This is a genomic window from Arthrobacter sp. AG258, assembly GCF_004364695.1.
Taxonomy (GTDB): domain Bacteria; phylum Actinomycetota; class Actinomycetes; order Actinomycetales; family Micrococcaceae; genus Arthrobacter.
On sequence record NZ_SOBI01000012.1, the window covers coordinates 96911 to 114988 of the forward strand.

Consider the following 18078-nt stretch of genomic DNA (forward strand, 5'->3'; position numbering starts at 1 on the left):
ACCTGTTTCCTTTACGTTGACGGGGTTAGTGAGGTGCGGCGTTCAGGATGTGGCTGGGGTGAGCCGGTTAACCTTCCACGGGGCCTCCGGGCCGGTGCGGAGCAGCTGCACGGTGTAGGTCCCGGCATCGGTCGGCACGGCTGCCATGACGCCATAGCCGTTGGCCTCATCGACCGTCAGCGTCGCATGGCCGGTGACCCGGGTGGCGGGAATATTGGCGGGATCCACGGCGGAGTAATCAGCAGTAGCCTGCGGCGTGAGCCAACGGGCAAGGTCATTGGCCCACTGCTTGTCCTCCACACCCGGGCGGGCGAAATCCTCCATGGCCGTCTGGGCGGTGTCTACGGCCGAGTCCTTGCTGGCCTGATCCCAGCTGATGCCGATAATGGCCGGGACGGTCCCGTCAGGGGCCTGCGGGCCGCTGCTCGCGCTCAGGGAGACCGGTGCCGAGGCCGTGGCCGCCGTGCTGGGCGCTGGAGCCGGCGCGGTGTCCACTGCCGGTGCGCAGGCCGTGCACAGCAGGACCACCGCGGTCAGTGCCAGGGATTTTTTCACTTCTTCTCCTCTTCGATGGGCAGGTACAGGAAGGCTGACGGGACCGTGTTGCTGACCGTCCGGGTGTAGTAGTTGTGGTCATCCGGTGGCGGATTGCCGTTGTAGCCCTCTTCGACGTAGGTCCCGTTGTCCTTGACTTCCTTGACGACGGCGACGTGTCCGTAGGTCGGGTCCGCTCCCCCGGCGGCGGGGGCGTACCAAACGACCGAACCGACCCGTGGCGTCTTGCCTGTGGCCCAGCCCTTGGCATCCCAGCCGGCCTTCCAAGTCAACGCAGAACCCAGCTTCTGACCGTCCGGGCGGAAGGTGCCGTTGAGGAACTTGAACGGGGCACTGGCGGATCCCATTTGCTGATTCACCCGCCACAGGGCAAAGTCCACGCATTCGCGATGGAACATGCCCAGCGGTGAAGCCGCCGCCTCTCCGGCCTGCATCCAAGTGGGCGAGTTCTTCCACGGATAGTCATCTCCGGCGCCGGACTGCCCAGGGATCGCGCAGCCGCTGCCTTCCAGCGAGAACTTGCCGTCGGAGAGTGCCTGGACGAGCTTCACGGCCTCGGGCCAGTACCGCTGGTAGTGGTACGGGTCAGCGTTTCGCTGGACCTTATTGCCGGCAAGGGTCGGCTCCAACAGCTCCCAGCCGTCCACCTTCTGCAGCGCCTTGATGAAGTTCGTCGCGCTAATGGTCGGGTCCATTCGATCCGAGTACGAACCCCACGCACCGTTGCCGCGCTGCTGAAACAACCCCCGGGAATCCGGCCCGTCGACGTCGCCGCGGTCCAGAACACGCAGCCCCGACTCCCCCAGCGCGACCATGACGCTGATCATCTGGCCCTTCACGGGAAGATTCAGCGTTTTCCCGGCACCCAGAATCGCCGCGGCGCTCTTCAACTGTTCCTGGGAGTAACCCTCCACCTTAGTGTCGCCGTTGATGGCCACCGATACGGTTGGCCCGCAGTCGGCGGCAGCGGGCCCCGCTGGGGTGAGGAGTAAGAGGATGGAAAAGACCACGCCCATCAAGATGCCGGGGACGACGATCAGAGCCACGAGACCAAGTGACTTCCGCTGCAATGTAAATCCCCCTTTGAGCCCCTGGCTAGCCCTCACTAAGGGTATCCGCCTGTAGCGCACATGTGCAATGCTTGTAGTGCACATGCATCATACATATCCAAAATTGGAGGAACGTTTACGATAATTGGACTTGGATACACTTCCCGGATCGGTGCTGGAGGGTGGGACCTGATGCTGACGACACGGCGTGGCCTGGCCTGCGTGGCGTTCCTTGCACCGCCGACCGCACTATTCGGATTCGCGGTGGTCATGGCCCGCAAGATCGTGAAACGGGGTCCAAAGGACTACCGTCGCGCCGAGCTGACCGATGATGGCCTCAAAGTTCGCATCGACCTGGATGACTACACCAAAGCACCCGGCGAATTTGGAGTGTTCGACCCTGTAGCGGAGCGGTACACCGGAGTCGGCGAGATCACTCTGATCGACCATGATCAAAAGTTTGTTGAGCGGCTAATCCATCCGGCCGGATCGGGGCCGGCGGCTCTGGGACCCGTGGTCGACTGGACCCCCGATGTGTTCTTCGAGCCGTCTGCGGTGTCCGGACGGTTTGAAGAGGTCCGTATCCCCACCGCCTACGGTGAGGCGCCCGCATGGCTTTTCGAAGGTCGGAACGCGGACACATGGGTTATCCATATCCATGGCAGCTGGACCGATCGCACGATCATGTTCCGGGATGTCCATGCCTTCAGTCCCTTGGGGTTCACTTCCTTGGTGCCCTCATTCCGCAGTGACTTGGAGGTTAGTCCGCCGCAGGCCGAGGCGAGTCACCTTGGTCAAACGGAATGGCGAGACGTAGACAGCGCTGTGGGCTATGCCGTGGCTCATGGAGCGCAGCGAATCATCCTTTCGGGCTGGTCAATGGGCGGCACCATTGCCCTACTCACTGCGGAGCTCAGCCCTTACCGGGACCGGATCGTTGGATTGGTCCTAGTAGGACCCGTCACGAGCTGGCGGAAGGCCATCGCGGCAGGAGCGGCCGCGGCCTGCGTGCCGGCTGTGGGGGCCGGCCTTGTCATGTCCCTGCTGCAGGCTCCCCCATTCGCGAGGATGATCGGGCTGGAGGAACCGATCAACTTCAATGCCCTTGAATGGGTCGACAATCCTAATCGGGTAGCAGTTCCAACGCTGGTCCTGCACTCCAGCGCGGATCAGGAGGTTCCCTGGGAGATCTCGGCTGCGTTCCAACGCGCGAATCCTGACACCGTCACCCTGATACCCCTACCCGAGGCGCACCATACTCAGGAATGGAATGCCTCGCCTGATACTTTCACCAATGAACTCACGAGTTGGATCAGCAAAACGATCTTGAATTGAGCAAGGGGCTAGGTCTGCGCGTCAAGCTTGGCCTCAATGTGGCTGATTCTGCCCTGAACAGGGTCCGGGAACGTCGTCATGCTCGCCCGTTGGTAGTTGTGCAGCACAATGAGGCTTTTGTAGACCCCATTCTCCAGCGTTTCATTGAACAGGTCCCACGCCGGACTGACGCGGGACTGATCGGCATGTACCCGGATCCGCAGCGCAGTAAGCCAAAACGCATCGACCATCCAGAGCCGCAACTTCGGCAACTGCTTGGACAGAAATAGAATCAGCCACCCCGCAGCGGTCACCGAGAGGCCGGCATAGAAAAGCCGGTCAAACCAGGCTCCGATCGCCTCTGCGAACGCATGCCAGGGCGTGAAGTGGAACAGCAGCACGTAGGCAATGTGGCACGAGACAGCCGCTGCAACCACCAGCAGGCCCGCTGAAAATGTTGCGTACAGGCCCCGGGCCTTGTGCCGGAGCATGTAGATGATCCGGAGAACCGTGAAGAGCAACGCGAGCATGTACGTGCCGCTGTACGTGGCAGTTGCGAGTTGGTCCATGCGGTAATCAATGAAGTCCGCAGAAGTTGGACCCTTGTCCTTGATGAGGGCGAAGCTGACAATCATGACGGGAATGCTCAGTAGCGGAGCATAGTAGGTCCATCTGACGGGTACGTTTGCTAACCGCCGAACGCTGTCGTTGAAGAAGAAGATCGCCAGTAGCGCGAAGACGGCTTGAAAAAGGTTGGTCACGTTGACGCCACCCAGATAGCTGTCGATGGACGCCAACGGTGTAACCGTCCCCAGGACATAGAGCGCCGCGAGGCCGAACATCGATGCCACCCACGATGCCCGGGCTTCCGACGCCTTGACCACTGAGGGGATCCGCAGGAGGCATAGGGCAGTCAGCAGCACAAAGAGCAGCAGTTTCATGGTTTAGAGGAAAGGCTCAGGCTCGAGCGAGCTCCGCGTCCGGGTCTTTTTCGACATTTCGAAGGCGAACTCCTCTACCCAGCGTTCGACAGGATGATTCGGAACAGACCGGCAGGTGATACTGATTGCATCCGCGGTTTCCCGCAGCATCTCTTCCGAGAGATTCGGCAGGGCCAGAGAAATCCGAAAGCTCTCCAAATAGATGTGCCCAAGCTCGTGATAGATGCAATGAAGTTTGTACTGCTGCGACTTCTGCGGTGGGAAGTAGACGTTGATGCGATCTTCAAACTCGGCTTTGAAGGCTGTCAACGCACCCCAAGACTCCTTGTACTCGATCAGGTTGATCGGCTTCTCACAGATGACGGTCAAGCGGTCGACAACGTCCTCCAGCGACGTCGTACCGTCCCCACATAGCTCCTCGACCTTTTCTGCGACCGACGGGAGGCTCATTTAGTCCTCCTCTTCGCCGTTCATCGATCCATCGATGATCCTGGTGATCGTCTTCAGCATCTCGGGCGAGGTGGCCCCCAGGTTTCTCGCGGCAAAGTTTTTCACCTTCAGCTTGCGCATCTGTACCAGGAACTCCATGCGCGCTTCCACTTCGGGGGGAGTCTCACTGTTGAGATCACACAAATAACTGGCAGGTACCGCAAAAACATACTCTGCCATGCCCCTTAGCAGTTCCTGATCCGTCACAAGGCTCCCAGTGCCATTGATCAGGTACGACCATCGGGTTCGTGACAGGTGGATTCCGTGAGAAGAAAGTGCTTCTTCCACATGAGGGTAAGTGAGCGCAATGTTGTTATCGGACTCCCAGATATCCACCAGGATGCCCATGCGATCCGCCAGCCGCTCCTTCTTCTGTTGCTGCGTGAGAAACACGCTGCGGCCCCCATTTGCCATCCAGGTAGCTCCTTAGCCAAGCTCAGCCTCTTGTGTAGACCGCCACACAAAGCAGGCGGGCAGCTGACACGAAATGTTACCCGATGACTCCCTGCGGGTATAGGCAACGAGTTGTACATGTGCGAAGCATGTATGTAGTCTGTCGCTGCGCGCGATTTTGAAAAAACGACCAGAGCACTCATTGACAGCATGGAGAGTGCGGAAAGGGTATTGAGGAGACGGGGCCACCCTGAGCGGGCGCGGACCGAATCCGCAGCTGATGGCAACGGCCGGGGGTAGCCCTACTATGGGGCAGGTTCGCAGCAACCGCAGGCGAAATAGCCCAGTCAACGGCGGCCATCACATCACGGGACGTTAAGGCTTGTTCGCGCAACGGTCGCGTTGAGGATGCCACCAAGGTGTACCGTCCCGGTTCCGCGGTTGGGACAAGCGCCGGAGCGCAAGGGGCTGTTTCCGTTTCAACACGCCGGGAACTGTTTCTGTTTCAATGCCGACGCGTGGAAGTTCTCGGTGGTAGTTTCAGTTTCAGAGGAGCTGGAGGCCCAGCGTTCGCTCCTTTAGGGCCACAAAGAATGCGGCTCGATCACTCTATTGAAGTAAAGGCAGCCACGGTTGCCGTAGTTCAAAGGACAGGGATGATGGCTCCAACTACTCGCACGGGCAGGCGCTCTAAGGGCGACCGCAAATTTGTCGGATTCCGCATCGCTACTCCGAAGGCCGATGCAATGGAGGAAATTGCAAAAGCGGAGGGGTACCAGTACGTCAGTGACTGGCTGTCCGATGTGGTCGAAGAACGCCTAGCCAACACCAAACTTCGCGCAATCGTTCAGCAGGAGGAGTTGCCACTTGGCCGCTTAGCTTCTTAAAAGTTGAAGGCCCGCACGAGGCGGGCCTTCGAAGCTTCTGATTCACGAACTGGGATGCTTGCCGGCGAACAGTCCGCGAATCGTTTGGAAGTCCTTGACAGGGCTTCATTTTTGTAACAAAACCGATCCGCCAAGATCGGTCCCTTTTCATTGCCTCTCACAGCAACTCTCCCCGAAAGGATTGTTCCCATCGTACATGGACACCCATGGGCGTCGCCAGCCATACCTGTCACGGGCGTGTCGCGCAACCCCACTTCATCATGCTCGCCTGCAGAGGCGTGGGCTGCCCTCGCGCCCGTCCTCGCAGGTCAGCCCCGGGTCCGACTTTCCAAGGATGCGGGCAGGTCCTATCCGCAAAAACATGAACGAAATCTCACCGATGTACTTCCTTCGGTTCCCGCCGCAGTTCGGATCTTTGGCAAGGACGGCACCTGCGCTGCGATCTTCCTGGACTTCGACTCAGGGGTAGCCGGGCAGGATTGGGTCCAGGCCGATGTCCGGGCTGTCCAGACCTGGCTGCACTCAGTTGGGGCGCGCTGGATCGAGGACTACTCTCCCAACGGCGGCCGCCATGTCTACATCCCGCTGGCGCAGCGGGTCACCTTCTCCGAAGCGCGTGATCTTGTCGAGGCGCTGGGCACCCGGTACCGGACCCTCGACAAGACCCCGCACCAAAACCTGCTCCACGGCTGCATGCGAACCCCCGGCTCAGCGCACAAGCGCGGCGGCCATCAGCAGCTGGCGATGAGCCTTTCGATGGCCTACGACATCGCACGCCGGCCCAATAGCTCCGCAGTCTGGACCGCCATGACCAAAGACCTAGCCGCAGAGATCAGGGCTGCCCGGGCCCTCAGGCAGGAAGAATCCTTCACCCCCTCAATCCCGAACGCCCCGGCCATCGACCAGCCCGCCGGACGCATGTCCCGAGCAATGCAGGTGCTCGCCCAGACCGGACTCTACGACATAAATCAGTACGCCTCGGACTCCAACGCACGCCAGGCCGTCATCCTGTCCGCGGCGGCCGCCGGCCTCGAGTTGATCGATGTTGAACGCCGCATGCTCCAGGGAACCTGGCCCGGGCTCGCCTCCTTCTACGCCCGGTACGCAGCCCGTCACAGACTTCCGTCGCTGCGCCGGGACTGGATGAACGCCCTCAGCTACCTCAGCAAAAACAAGACCGATAACGACCCGAATAACAGTGTTCGCAGATCCCCCACAAGCCAGCCCCCTACACAGGCGGCAGCGGTAAAGGGCTCCTCCTCAAATTCCAACCCCGATGCAGAGCATCGGTTTATCAGGACCTGGCGGAACGCGCTCAGGATTAGAGAGGTGAACTACCAGGAATCCAGGACGGGAATGGCACGACGAATGGTGCTACGAGCACTGGGCGAGGCAGCCCACATGACAGCTTCCCGGTTCATCGAATTCGGCGTCCGGTCCATCGCGGTTGCCACCGGCCTTGACCACACCACCGTCGGCCTCCACTTGAGGGAGTTGCGTGTAGAGAAGGATCCCCTAGTGACGCTGGTGGAAGAAGCTCGTGGAACCAAAGGCGATCTGTACATGCTAACCGTGCCTGAAGAGCTCAGGGCCGCCGCCGAAGATGTGAGGTGGCAGAAGGGAAAGCTTCACGCCTTGCGTCCGGTGTTCCGGGAGTTGGGGCTGCCGGCGGCCTTCGTCTACGAGGCCCTGGAGCAATCTCCCGCGATGCCGACATCGGAAATTGTCCGTTTTACGCGCCTCTCCAGGTCCGCGGTGCACGAGGCGCTAGAAGTCCTTACGGCATGGAACCTGGTCGCTCGTGACGCCGGAAGGGCCTGGTCGGTGGTAACCGCGACGTCTTTGAGACAGCTCGCTGAACAGTTCGGAGTTCTGGAGGCAGTGGCGGCGCAGGTGCAGAGGTACCGTCAAGACCGGATCATCTGGCGGGAATGGCTGGCCAAGAACGTTACTACCGTAGCTGAGCTTCTCTCGCCCGGTGAGGATTACCCGTGGGAGCTGTTCGACGCACCTCCCGATGAGTGGTCATTATCCGACATGGCTTTCAGACAACCGGCCTGACCCATCCTCCGGCGGCAAGGGGAAAGCCATGCTTTCATGCATGAATGAATGCACGAAAGCATGGCTCGAGAGGATGCGGGTTAGCGGGCGGAACCCCAGCGCATCCGGACACCCTGCTCGATTGCGTCTCGCAGGGTAACGCCTTCGTTTTCCTGGGCGTCGTAGAGCAGATCCAGGATCTCCTGGGAGACGCGGGTGCTCAGCGGGAACGTTACCTCGCGGCGCTGGGACTTCTTGTTCGTGGTGGCCTTGGCCTTTGACGCTCTGGACGCTTGGCGCGCAGGAGCGGGAGCCTGCGGCTCGAAAGGAACCGCGACTGCCGCAGGTGCAGCCTGGACTGCAGTCTCCACTGCAGTCTCTGGCTCTGGCACAGAGACGGGCTCAGCCGTGGTAGCAGGAAGTGTCGCAGGCGCTGCCTCCACGGCAGGCCCCTGCTCCCCTCCCGCACTGGCCGGGTCGGGCTCAGGCTGGACCGGGGCGGCGGCCGGTGCTGCCTGGGTATGGGTTGCCGGGTTGTAGTCGACAGGGTCCACCGTCTCATCCGGGGCGGGCCGGGGCCTGCGGCGCAGCTGTGCCGGTCGGTCTTTGATTACGCTTGCCTCGGTCATCGGACGATCTCTTTCATCAGCTTGGTGTAGGCCTCTACTACCGGCAGGCCTTTTCGGTACTCCCCGTACCACTCTTGGGTCATGCGCATCTCTTGGACGATGGTACGGTGCGGGACCAGCGGGGTGAGCAGCATTCCGGTTTCACGCAGTTCCTCAATGCTGGCGACCGCAATTCTGGACATGACTGTGGAGGCAACGGCGCCGACGATGATGCCGGCTTCATGGAGGTTGTCGGGCGCACCGATGCGTTTGCGTGAGGTGCGGAACTGTTCAACGCTGCGGCGGGCACCCGCTACCCCATCCACACCGTCCACCGTGGCGCCGGCGGCGTACACGATGGTGTCCGCTGCGTTGAGGGCGGAGAGAGTGAGCGGCCCACCCTGACGGTTCGGGCAGTCGATGATGACGACGTCGGCGTCAATTCCCATTAGGGATGTCTTGAGACGGAGCTCTGCGTGATCGGCCCGGTCTGCTTCACGGTTGGAGACGCTGCGGGCAGACGGAACGACGCGGAGGTTGGGGAACCAGCTAGACCCCACGGCTAGGTCTTCAGCCCAACCCTCCGGGTCCGGGTCGCCCAGGATGGCACCGACGTGGAGGCCAGACTCCTTCGGCTCCACCCCGATCCACTTGGTTGCGGCGGCACGCGGGTCGAGATCAACGAGGACGACCTTGCGTCCCGAGGCGGCAGTTACAGCGGCGAGAGAGACAGCTGACGTCGTCTTGGTGGCGCCACCTGACTCGCTGTAAACCATGATTGTTTGCATGGCTCAAGCTTCCCGGGCGCATTTGTGCGTTACAAGGAGCCACGCCGTCTACTCCCCAGCTGTGATCAAACTGGCATGACAGAGTTCTTTCATTCATGCATGAAAGAAAGTAAGCACGCAGGCATGCTTCGTTCACAATTTTCGGTCGGCGTCGGTGCAACGGTACGCCGACCACTCCCCTCCCCCGCCCCAAGGCCATGCCCCGATTCCCTTGCTAATTCGGGGTGTTCTCTTATCCTGCCGCTGGTCCTTCCTGCGTGCATTCATGCATGAACGAATGCAAGGTGTATGCATCTTGGGAAGGATAAGTGGGAAGAGGCGTAACCCCCGAGTGTGGCATCCGACCGGGTGGGGAGCCGGACCCGACCCACATCCTGAGTACGTGCTGTAATGCAACGATGCTTTCATGCATGAATGCTTGCATGCGGGAAGGCTGTCAAGGATGCCTGAAGGAACGCACACTGGCATGCCATCTTGCAAGCCTGCTTTTCGGATGTCCGGCCTGGCTTACGTAAGCGGCACTGTCCGGCATTTACTCGGGCTTCATTGCTCGCACGTCCTTCATGCATGAATGAATGCATTCCTTCCCGTCGCTTGGCGCGCGTGAACTTCGACGGCGGGGTTCATTTAACCCAGCAGGGTCACGAACTGGTGGATCCTAAACGTTCCCGCATGAATGCATGCAAGTGCCCTGCTGGAGCTTTGGAACTTCGTCAATTGTTCAAGCATGAGTGAATGCCTGAACGCAATGCCGGAACCGGCCGGTCTCTCATTCTTTCATTCATGCATGAAAGAAAACTCGCGCGTCGAAAGCCGGTATGCCGGGCGGAGCTTATGCTCCTGACCAAGCGGAGTGCATGCATTCAGGTATGAATGAAGGAATGCTTGCTCGCCGGCCCGGAAGGCCCCTTGCCCCTTGCCGCCCACCACACCTTCCCCCGCCTGTGTTCGGTCGGCATTGCCCCCCGGGCCCCTGGCAGATTCTTGCGATCGGCGTCTCGTCACCTTCTGCTGTCGTCCATGCTGGCAGGGGGAGGGTGGGCTGCGCCGCCCAGCAGGCCTGCATGTTCGTGCGCACACTTGTGTGCACCGGTCTTGCTTGCTTTCTGCATGCCCGCCAGCAAGCGCGCATGCATGCGTACATTCATTCATGCATGAACGCATGGCGTATGGCAGGAAGGCTTGCCGGGTTGGGTTACCACTGTCCTTCGTCGGAGGTCTCGCCAATGGCGATGTTGACTTTCGTCTCGCTCTCGATCAGATTTCAGGGGCGGCGTGATGTTCCCGGCAGGGCACAGCGATAACGACCGTTTCTGACCTCCCGGCGGCAAGTCTGCAAAAAAGTCGAAAAACCGCTCCTACTCTTAGTCAAAACTGGTTGCCGAAAAGAAAGCTGGTCAAAAGGGCGATGGGAGGGTTTTTGACGTGTCCGGGAACATAGTGGGGCTATGCGAGGGTCAGTACTCGCGGTCAATCGCTCGATTCCCAGGTGGATGCGTTGGTGGCGGCTGGAGCGGTCCGTGTCTTTCAGGAGTACGCGTCCGGTGCTACGCAAGCAAGAGCTCGGTGGAAGGACTGATTGGATTACCTGCAGCCGGGCAACGTGTTGTTGGTCGCGGACCTGACCAGGCTAGGCCGTAGTACCTCCGATCTTGCGGACATCGTTACAGTGCTGGGTCAGCGGGGGATAGGCTTCCGTTCCCTGGCTGAACCATGGCTGGATACGACTAGTGCCCACGGCAAGCTCATTTTTGACATGTTCGCTTCCCTCGCGGATTACGAACGATCACGGTTGTCGGAGAGAACTAAAGCTGGGCTGGCCGCAGCGAAAGTGCGAGGCCGGCTCGGCGGCCGCCCGCGGTCGATGACGGCAGGGAAGCTGGAAACGGCCCGGCAGCTGCGCAACGAAGGAAAGTCCTTGAAGGAAACGGCTGAGCGGCTTAGCGTCAGCGTTTCATCCTTGACGCGCGCTCTGACACGCCAAGACAGCTAGTTCCTGGCGCCTTCGCCAACAGGCCACCCGTCCGTGTTCTAGTTCTCGCGCTGCTCGACCTCTAAGATCCGGTGGGGGAGCGAGCCCACTGACAGCGTCCAACAAGGAGACCTCCGAACCACACAGCGGCACGGCTAAATGTCGGCCATCGGCTGTCGCAGGTCGCCGGTACTATCTCACCAGGGGGCAGTGCGTCCCGTGGACTTAGGGGAAGGGCCGCTCAGTGAAACTCATCAAGACGCAGTTGCGACGGTACAGGAGCATCGAAGATGGGGGAGACTTCGACGTCGAGCCGGACGTGACCTGTCTTGTCGGCAAGAACGAGTCCGGCAAAACTGCAGTGTTGCAAGCCATGTACAAGTCCCATGCCGTGGACAAGGCGAAGTTCGACATCGGTTTGGATTATCCGAGCCGGCTTACTCGCGAGAAAAGGGGATCTGACGAGATCTCCGTCAGCATCCTCACCTATGAGCTGGACGATAACGATGTGCATGCTGTCGAAGAAGAACTGGGAAAAGACATACTCCGCAGCCGCCGGTTCTCTGTAACAGCGGGATACCGCTTCAAAGGAACCACTTGGAAGATAGATGTCGACGAGTCTGCGGTTGTTAGCCACCTGCGGGAAGGGCTGGATCTGCCTAGCGCGACCCAGCAACTTGTAGACAAATCAGACTCAGTCGAGGCCCTGGTCGATGCGCTGCAGTCCATGGAGGCCCCTACCTCAAGTGTTACCGCTGTAATTTCAAAGGTCTCTTCGTGGAGAAAGCAGGACTTGGATCTTGCCGTTATCGACTTATTGAGCGCTCGTCGGCCAAAATTCGTTTACTTCGGCGACTACGATTCGATGCCGGGCAAGGTCTCGATCCCGCACCTGATCAATGCACGGGATGAGGGGGAACTTACACGCGGCGAAGAAGCCGTACTGGCCCTCCTCAGCATGGCTGGCGTTGCTCCGGAAGACTTCCACGAACCGGAATCTCACGAGCACCTGATACGCGACCTGGAGAACGCGTCCAACAGCATCAGTGATGAGGTGTTCGAGTACTGGACACAAAACAAGGGTCTATCCGTACGTCTCCAGATCATCCCAACCCCCGAACCTGACGCAGTCGCTCCCTTTGACAAAGCACCTTTGCTCCAGATCCGCGTCGTCAACCAGCGCCACAACGTCAGCGTCCCGTTCGACGAGCGGTCAAGGGGCTTCGTTTGGTTCTTCTCCTTCCTTGCCTACTTCACCCACCTAGAAGAAAATGAGCAACAGCAGTTGATCCTTCTCCTGGATGAACCGGGGCTGAACCTGCACGCCACAGCGCAGGCAGACCTGCTTCGTTTTGTCGATGAAAGGCTTGCTCCACGGCATCAGGTCATCTTCTCTACGCACTCGCCCTTCATGATCGATGCCCACAAGTTCGGACGGGTCCGGACTGTAGTTGACGATGAGAAAAAAGGCACGGTCGTTTCGGCTGATGTGCTTCGAGCAGACGCCGAAACTGCATTCCCCCTGCACGCCACCCTAGGCATCGAGCTCAGTCAAACTCTTTTTGTCGCACCAAATGTCTTGCTCGTTGAAGGGCCGGGTGACGTCCTCTATCTTGAGGTCCTGTCGGAAGCTCTTAAATCGCAGAAGCGTCATGGACTGGACGACAGATTGGTCATCACGCCGGCAGGGGGAATTGCTAAACTCCCAGCTTTTATCGCCCTTCTAGGATCAAACAAACTCAACACCATTGCGCTCATCGACTCTGCCAGCAATGACGGTGCGGCCGTAAGACGCCTGAAGGAGGCAGGCCGCCTCGGCAGCGGAGGGATTGTCGAAATCGGGACTGTCGTCGGCAGAGCTGACGCCGACATCGAGGACCTATTCGAGCCCGGCTTCTACGTAGAACTGATCAATGATGCATACCAAGGCTTGCTTGCCGGAAAGAAGCTCACGCTTAAAGAATTGCCCGAAGATCCGAGACTCGTCAGACGGGTTGAACGGGCATTTGAAGCGAGGGGGATCAACAATGGACGCATTAACCACTTCTCTCCGGCCTCTACCTTGAGCAGAAATCAGGCCACGCTCCTGCCTAAAATCAGCGCCGCTACCTTGGATCGTGCTGAGAAGCTCTTCACGGAAGTCAACGCGTTCCTCCCGCAAGAGTAGCTAAGGAGGTTCCGTTGTAGGTGTCCCATTTCTAAGGAAGCGGGACACCTGCACACCTTGATGGATCATCTCCTCGGACCTACCATCCGCGACATGGCAACAGTATGCGGAGGCTGCGGATCAGAAGTGGCAAGTGAATCGGCGGAATGTTCCACCTGTGAAATAACGTCAGTGGAGGGAAGGCCGGCCATCGCTGGTGTAGAGGAGCAGGAGGAGTTTGTGGCTGCGGGATTCTTCTACGGAGAGCATCAGTCTTGGTTTAGCAAGTGGGATGACGTCACACGGGACTATACGGCTGTTGACGAGGTCTTCACAGGACACGGCACTAAGATTCACGTCATCCGGCATCGCTTCCTGAGATTTTTTGAAGACTGCTGGCACCTTGTCGAATGGATGAAGAGGGACACTGAGCTTCCGTCCTCAGTCAGGGAACGAGTTGTAAAAGCGGCGTGGGGCGCAGATCCGATGGTGCTTTGTGAAGCTGTAGCGAGCACCTCCAAGCACCACACGCGCGAGGGACGTAATGGGCGGCCGTCAAAGGCGTCGGCGCGGGTGAGCGCAGTAATGCTGCAGCAGGGCGACTGGTCGCCCAGGGTGAGTATCACCGTCCGGCAGCCCGAAACCAGCGAATCCCGGGATTACGACGCGCGGACTCTCGCCGCCGACTGTATGTCTTGGTGGCACAGTTTCGCCGAACAAAACAAGCTACCCTTCCCATGGGAAGGTTAGGGGTAGCGATTCAGAAGTCGAGGTGTCCCGATTCAGGGAAGTGGGACGTTGGTATTCGTCCGGCTAGCGCGCCGCAGCAGCGCACCGCCAAGGCAGACCGGCCTTCCGGGCTGTGTGGGGGAAGGCGCGGGTCGGTTCTTTCCTTCTTGTTTGGTGTTGGGGCCGGCCTTTGCGTTCCCTGCCACTCCTGGCGCTGCCGCCGTTCCTTCCTGGCCGACGACCTGTGCGTCGATGACATCTCGCGCTTCCTCTACGCCCGCGGCGAGCCTGACCCGGATCTGGTGATCAGGACTTCAGGGGAGCAGCCGCTCTCTGGATTCCTGATGTGGCAGAGCGCCTACAGCGAGTTCTACTTCTGCGAGGCCCTGTGGCCGGCCTTCCGCAAGGTCGATTTCCTCCGCGCCCTGCGGGACTACCGCAGTCGGCAGCGGTGCCTGACACCCACGGTTCAGAACGAGTTAGTTGACGCGCAACGGGAATCGCCGCGTATTGGTTGCGGAAAATTGCCCGGGTGGATTTACGTTGTAGATGTGCCTCCACGGCAGCTGTCTTTAAATGCCTGGAGCCCGCGGGAACGGGCTCCAGCTTTCCTGGGACAGCCCGGTTGAACCGTTCTGTGGGGCCAGGCGTGTACGGCTATACACCACATACGCTAGGCCCTCACAAGCTCCGACGCGAGTCCGAAGCGCCCAACGGTTCCTGATTTTTAGGAAGGAACCTAATGAAAAAGGCTAAGAAGCCCGTTCCGCCGTGGCCGATGCTGGGCTTCGCGGTGAACATTGCCCGCCTTGGCGTGGCGATCTACTTCGCGATCGTCCACCCTTTGGGTCCGTTTGATGATCCGTCGTAGGTGATCTGGGAGCAGTGCAGTTGCCGGGCTACCAGCCCGGCAACTGCACGTTCTCCGGCCGGATCCAGCTCCGGCCGCGGGCGAACATATCTGATGGAGTGGCGGAAGGCGTTGCCCGCAGCCTCGGCCGGGACCGAATCAACGGCCTTAGCCAGGGCCAGCGATACGGGCGGATGCAGGGCCGGGGGCACGTCCTCTGTCATAGCGCCACGCTACCGCCGCCAGCCCTGCGTGGCTCAGGCGGCGGCGGATCCTGCGTCCGTGATGCCAGCCAGTAACCACTGTTCCGATAGTGGGTCGCGGCGCAGCTCGAACGTGCGCAGCGCCGAGGTAGAGGTTAGCCGGACCTGTACCTGCCAGTGTTCGACGCTGACCAGGTCCCCGCACCCGACAGGTGGCCGCTTGGCGGTGTTCCACCAGTCGGAGCGGGTGAACCAGCGCACCGGTTCGGCGGCTACGGCCCAGATCCGGTCGTCGTATCTGACGGCCAGGGGAATACCTTTGGCAGTAAACCGGACCTGCACCGGCACGTCCAGGGGTTTGTCAGTTGTTGTTCTTGCCACGGGTCCGCTCTCCCAAATTCCTGTTCATCATTTCCTCCCGGCGGGTGACCGCCGAGCTCCAAACCCAGGTCCGGTACGTGACCGGCCCGTCCTTCCACGTCACTTCGGCTGCTTTCGCTGTCCAGGCAAAGACTTCGCCGTCCACCAGCTCGGCGCAGTTCGGGAACCGGATCCATGCCTTCACCGGGATGCCTGGATACCCGTTCTTGACCGGGAAGTGCTCGAAATCGAGCTCTTCCACGGTCAACCCGATTGGGCCGGCCCGCCGTGCGTACTGCGCCTGCAGCGCGGCCGCAAAACTCTCGGAGGACATACCACAACCTTAGAACATATATTCGAATAGACACGCCAAAGAATGGCGGCCATGGTCCTGGCCGCCGGCTCCCATCATGAGGGAGGGGTACGACAACGAGGTCCCCGGGTTATACCCAGTGGGGACAGCTTTGAGCTGTGCGGAGGGCTCCACCTGCCCCCCAATGGGCATAACCCGGAGGTCAAGAGCTCTGGTCTCCGCTGCGCTGCGCCCAGGGCATGGTCCTTCGCTGCGCTCCGGCCTGTAAATGCTTGTTTTTCCCTTACATCTGGCTGGGTTGTTCTCCGTTCAAGGCCGCTCATCGTAGCCGGCCGGGGGCCCGACCCATCAACCCACGTACACGGACAATCCCACGCGGTCGCCAGGGCTCCCTTATTTCGCGGGATTCCCCGCGCACTCTTCGGGGTTGACGGCCCACCCTCGACCGGCTGCGACAGCGGGGGCCTCGCACGGCGGGGCAGGAAGGAGGTGGCTACATGAGCATCCACGAAGCGATCAAGCTCGCGACAGCGGTCATGAGCCTGATGACAGCTGTCATCGCTCTGCTCTCCACGCGGAACGTGCTCTTAACGAGCAAACGCTCCCGAGCGGCAACTCGGAAGCGTAAGCGTAAAGCAAGGAAGTAGGTGTAGCTACGAACCCGGTGGTCGTAACCGCAAGGCTGCGGCCACCGGCTCCTTCCCAGACTAAGTCCTGTTCAACGATAAGGAAACCATCATGGAGCCTCTGACCATCATCAACTTCGTGCTCTCCCTGGCGGCACTTGGCGCTTCCATCACCGCCTACCGCGCCACCGCGAAGACCCGGAAGGACCAGGAAACGTAATACGGGCGAGAGGCGGGCCGCAGTCCGTGGGTCCGCCTTTCGGCACTGCCCGCCTGAATCCAGGCGCGGGGAGCAAAGCGCCCTATTGGGGACGCCCTGGTTTCCGCTGCGCTTCAACCAGTTTGTTGGGCGTCCGCTGGCGCGGCCGGCTGTTGGGTCCAGGGCGCGCCGTCGCAGAGCTCCGGACCCCTGCACCTGTGTGTCTACGACGTTTTTGGCTGCTGTCCTTCGGATTGTACGTGCCCGTTCCGGCCCCTCTAGCCCCTGTCGTTCCTCCCGGGGCCTGCGGCCCTGGAAAGTCTTCTCCGGCGCTCCTTCGTCGCTTATTTCCTTTCGAAGATTTCCCGGGTCTTGCCCTGCGGGTAGACGGGCCTGCACGGGCACAGCTCCGCAAGCTTCGCCAGCAGCCAAAAACAACGGGGGGAGAGGGGAGCTGGCCGGTCACCATTGGTCGCCCCACCCAACTTCTCGGCAAGAAGGAGCAACACCACATGAATGCAGTAAGCAAAAAGACCGTGACCCTCGCGGACACGGAGGAAACCATCGACGGCGTGACCGTGCTGGGCGATTACCACATGAACGGTGGCTACGACTGGATGGAATTGATCGAAGAGCACGGCTGGGCCGTGCTCTCCAGCTGGGGCCGTGACGGCTGGGACCTTGGCCAGTGGCCCTATGTCATGGTCGCCGTCACCCGCACCGCTGACAGCATCGGCAACCTGTTTGGCATCGCCACCTATTGCGAGGGTGACGTGACCTGCACCTACTACCGGACCAAAGCCCGCCTGTGGGACGCGATCACCGAGCAGGCGTTCTACCACTGGAAGAACGGGCAGGCCCAAGGCCCGGCAGACCTGCCCGAGGCCGCCGCAGAACTGCCCAGCCGCTACCGGATGCCCTACGCCGTCCGGGACGCCGCCTAACCAGCCCTGAGAACCGCTGTACTGCCCGGCCGCGAGCCGGGCAGTACAGCCCCCACGACTTCAAAGGAGCCAGCACATGAGCAACGACACCGCCGCCCCCAAAGGCATCACCGCCCTGGTCTACCGCGACGCCCTGGGCACGGACTTCTCGAACCGGGGCATCTCCGCCCGCGTCATGGAAGTAACCGTCATTGGCGAGGGCATCGACCCGGTTTTCGAGGCCACCGAGGAACGGCCCGCCGTCCGGCTCGTCAAAAACGAGCACTTCCACCGAGAAACCGTGATCCACGCCGAGCCGGTCACACCGGAAGGTGAACCCGCCCCGTGGTACATGTTCGGCGGCACGTTCATCTTCAGCAGTGACTCACGGTTCCGCCGCGCAGCCGGACACTACGGAGCCGTCCCGCTGCACGACCGCCGCGAATAGATCCGGGGGTGGCCGGTCTTTCGGGGGCCGGTCACCGCGGGCGGTCCGCCGTCGTGGCCGGCCTTCGTTGGTGGTCGCCGGCGGCGGACCGCCAATCCCGCAGTAACCAGGTGCACGGTTGGCGGCCGCCGGCGGCAAGCCATGGGCTGTGGTGCCGTTGGGTTGTGCCTGGGCAGGGGAGTGGAAGGGCAGGCTCGCTGGGCTCGCCCTGGTTTCCGCTGCGCTTCAACCAGTTTGTTGGGCGT

18 protein-coding genes and 2 pseudogenes are annotated in these 18078 nt (G+C 60.7%); 11 read left to right on the top strand and 9 right to left on the bottom strand.

The annotated features are described in order from the left end of the window. Positions 1-42: 42 nt before the first annotated feature. The gene (locus DFO47_RS20165) at positions 43-555 is read right to left on the bottom strand and encodes a hypothetical protein (protein WP_133832800.1); all 513 of its coding nucleotides are present in this window, start codon (positions 553-555) and stop codon (positions 43-45) included. Beyond that, positions 552-1625: a CHAP domain-containing protein gene (locus DFO47_RS20170; RefSeq protein ID WP_133832801.1), complete on the bottom strand. Its 1074-nt coding sequence runs from the start codon at positions 1623-1625 to the stop codon at positions 552-554. Before DFO47_RS20170 ends, DFO47_RS20165 begins: the two co-directional genes overlap by 4 nt. Positions 1626-1826: 201 nt before the next feature. Here DFO47_RS20170 and DFO47_RS20175 point away from each other — a divergent pair, with 201 nt between their 5' ends. Next, positions 1827-2939 (top strand): alpha/beta fold hydrolase, encoded by a 1113-nt coding sequence (locus DFO47_RS20175; RefSeq protein ID WP_243835567.1) that lies wholly within the window; start codon positions 1827-1829, stop codon positions 2937-2939. An 8-nt stretch (positions 2940-2947) separates the two neighbouring features. Here DFO47_RS20175 and DFO47_RS20180 read toward each other — a convergent pair whose 3' ends face one another. Genes DFO47_RS20180 through DFO47_RS20190 form a run of 3 tightly spaced genes read right to left on the bottom strand, consistent with a single transcriptional unit; the run spans position 2948 to position 4762 of the window. Then, positions 2948-3859: a hypothetical protein gene (locus DFO47_RS20180; RefSeq protein WP_133832803.1), complete on the bottom strand. Its 912-nt coding sequence runs from the start codon at positions 3857-3859 to the stop codon at positions 2948-2950. Between the two features lie 3 nt (positions 3860-3862). After that, positions 3863-4309, bottom strand: coding sequence for a hypothetical protein (locus tag DFO47_RS20185; RefSeq protein ID WP_133832804.1), 447 nt, complete (start codon positions 4307-4309; stop codon positions 3863-3865). Continuing rightward, positions 4310-4762, bottom strand: a complete 453-nt coding sequence (locus DFO47_RS20190) for a hypothetical protein (protein WP_109864096.1) — start codon at positions 4760-4762, stop codon at positions 4310-4312. Positions 4763-5397: 635 nt separating this feature from the next. Between DFO47_RS20190 and DFO47_RS20195 the strand changes: the two genes are divergently transcribed. Then, positions 5398-5628: a hypothetical protein gene (locus DFO47_RS20195; protein WP_243835569.1), complete on the top strand. Its 231-nt coding sequence runs from the start codon at positions 5398-5400 to the stop codon at positions 5626-5628. 237 nt (positions 5629-5865) lie between these two features. Further along, entirely contained in the window at positions 5866-7689 is a 1824-nt protein-coding gene (locus DFO47_RS20200) for a MarR family transcriptional regulator (RefSeq protein WP_133832805.1), read from the top strand. Positions 7690-7769: 80 nt separating this feature from the next. Here the strand turns inward: DFO47_RS20200 and DFO47_RS20205 are convergent, their stop codons facing one another. Continuing rightward, the gene (locus tag DFO47_RS20205) at positions 7770-8297 is read right to left on the bottom strand and encodes a hypothetical protein (protein ID WP_133832806.1); all 528 of its coding nucleotides are present in this window, start codon (positions 8295-8297) and stop codon (positions 7770-7772) included. Beyond that, the gene (locus DFO47_RS20210) at positions 8294-9064 is read right to left on the bottom strand and encodes a ParA family protein (protein WP_109864093.1); all 771 of its coding nucleotides are present in this window, start codon (positions 9062-9064) and stop codon (positions 8294-8296) included. The genes DFO47_RS20205 and DFO47_RS20210 overlap by 4 nt, the downstream gene beginning before the upstream one ends. Positions 9065-10508: 1444 nt before the next feature. On the opposite strand from DFO47_RS20210, the pseudogene DFO47_RS20215 reads away from it, so the two are divergent. The 5 genes and pseudogenes from DFO47_RS20215 to DFO47_RS21460 form a co-directional block, all read left to right on the top strand. Beyond that, a pseudogene (locus DFO47_RS20215) lies at positions 10509-11057 on the top strand (recombinase family protein); the annotation flags it as partial. A 223-nt stretch (positions 11058-11280) separates the two neighbouring features. Beyond that, complete coding sequence (locus DFO47_RS20220) at positions 11281-13203, top strand: AAA family ATPase (protein WP_166651771.1); 1923 nt, start codon at positions 11281-11283, stop codon at positions 13201-13203. A 219-nt stretch (positions 13204-13422) separates the two neighbouring features. Beyond that, on the top strand, positions 13423-13932 hold the full coding sequence (locus DFO47_RS21170; protein WP_166651759.1) for a hypothetical protein: 510 nt from the start codon (positions 13423-13425) through the stop codon (positions 13930-13932). Positions 13933-14141: 209 nt separating this feature from the next. Further along, positions 14142-14363 (top strand): annotated as a pseudogene (locus DFO47_RS20225) (undecaprenyl diphosphate synthase family protein); the annotation flags it as partial. Positions 14364-14653: 290 nt separating this feature from the next. Further along, positions 14654-14782, top strand: coding sequence for a hypothetical protein (locus tag DFO47_RS21460; protein WP_279586717.1), 129 nt, complete (start codon positions 14654-14656; stop codon positions 14780-14782). Positions 14783-15018: 236 nt separating this feature from the next. Here the strand turns inward: DFO47_RS21460 and DFO47_RS20235 are convergent, their stop codons facing one another. Then, entirely contained in the window at positions 15019-15345 is a 327-nt protein-coding gene (locus tag DFO47_RS20235; protein WP_243835570.1) for a hypothetical protein, read from the bottom strand. Then, the gene (locus DFO47_RS20240) at positions 15326-15658 is read right to left on the bottom strand and encodes a hypothetical protein (protein ID WP_133832808.1); all 333 of its coding nucleotides are present in this window, start codon (positions 15656-15658) and stop codon (positions 15326-15328) included. The genes DFO47_RS20235 and DFO47_RS20240 overlap by 20 nt, the downstream gene beginning before the upstream one ends. Positions 15659-16134: 476 nt before the next feature. Here DFO47_RS20240 and DFO47_RS21175 point away from each other — a divergent pair, with 476 nt between their 5' ends. The 3 genes from DFO47_RS21175 (at position 16135) to DFO47_RS20250 (ending at position 17833) form a co-directional block, all read left to right on the top strand. Then, entirely contained in the window at positions 16135-16284 is a 150-nt protein-coding gene (locus tag DFO47_RS21175; RefSeq protein WP_166651772.1) for a hypothetical protein, read from the top strand. A gap of 690 nt (positions 16285-16974) precedes the next feature. Continuing rightward, on the top strand, positions 16975-17406 hold the full coding sequence (locus DFO47_RS20245) for a hypothetical protein (protein ID WP_133832809.1): 432 nt from the start codon (positions 16975-16977) through the stop codon (positions 17404-17406). Between the two features lie 76 nt (positions 17407-17482). Then, positions 17483-17833 carry a hypothetical protein gene (locus DFO47_RS20250; RefSeq protein WP_133832810.1) on the top strand — a complete coding sequence of 117 codons (351 nt, stop codon included), beginning with the start codon at positions 17483-17485 and terminating at the stop codon, positions 17831-17833. Positions 17834-18078: the final 245 nt, after the last annotated feature.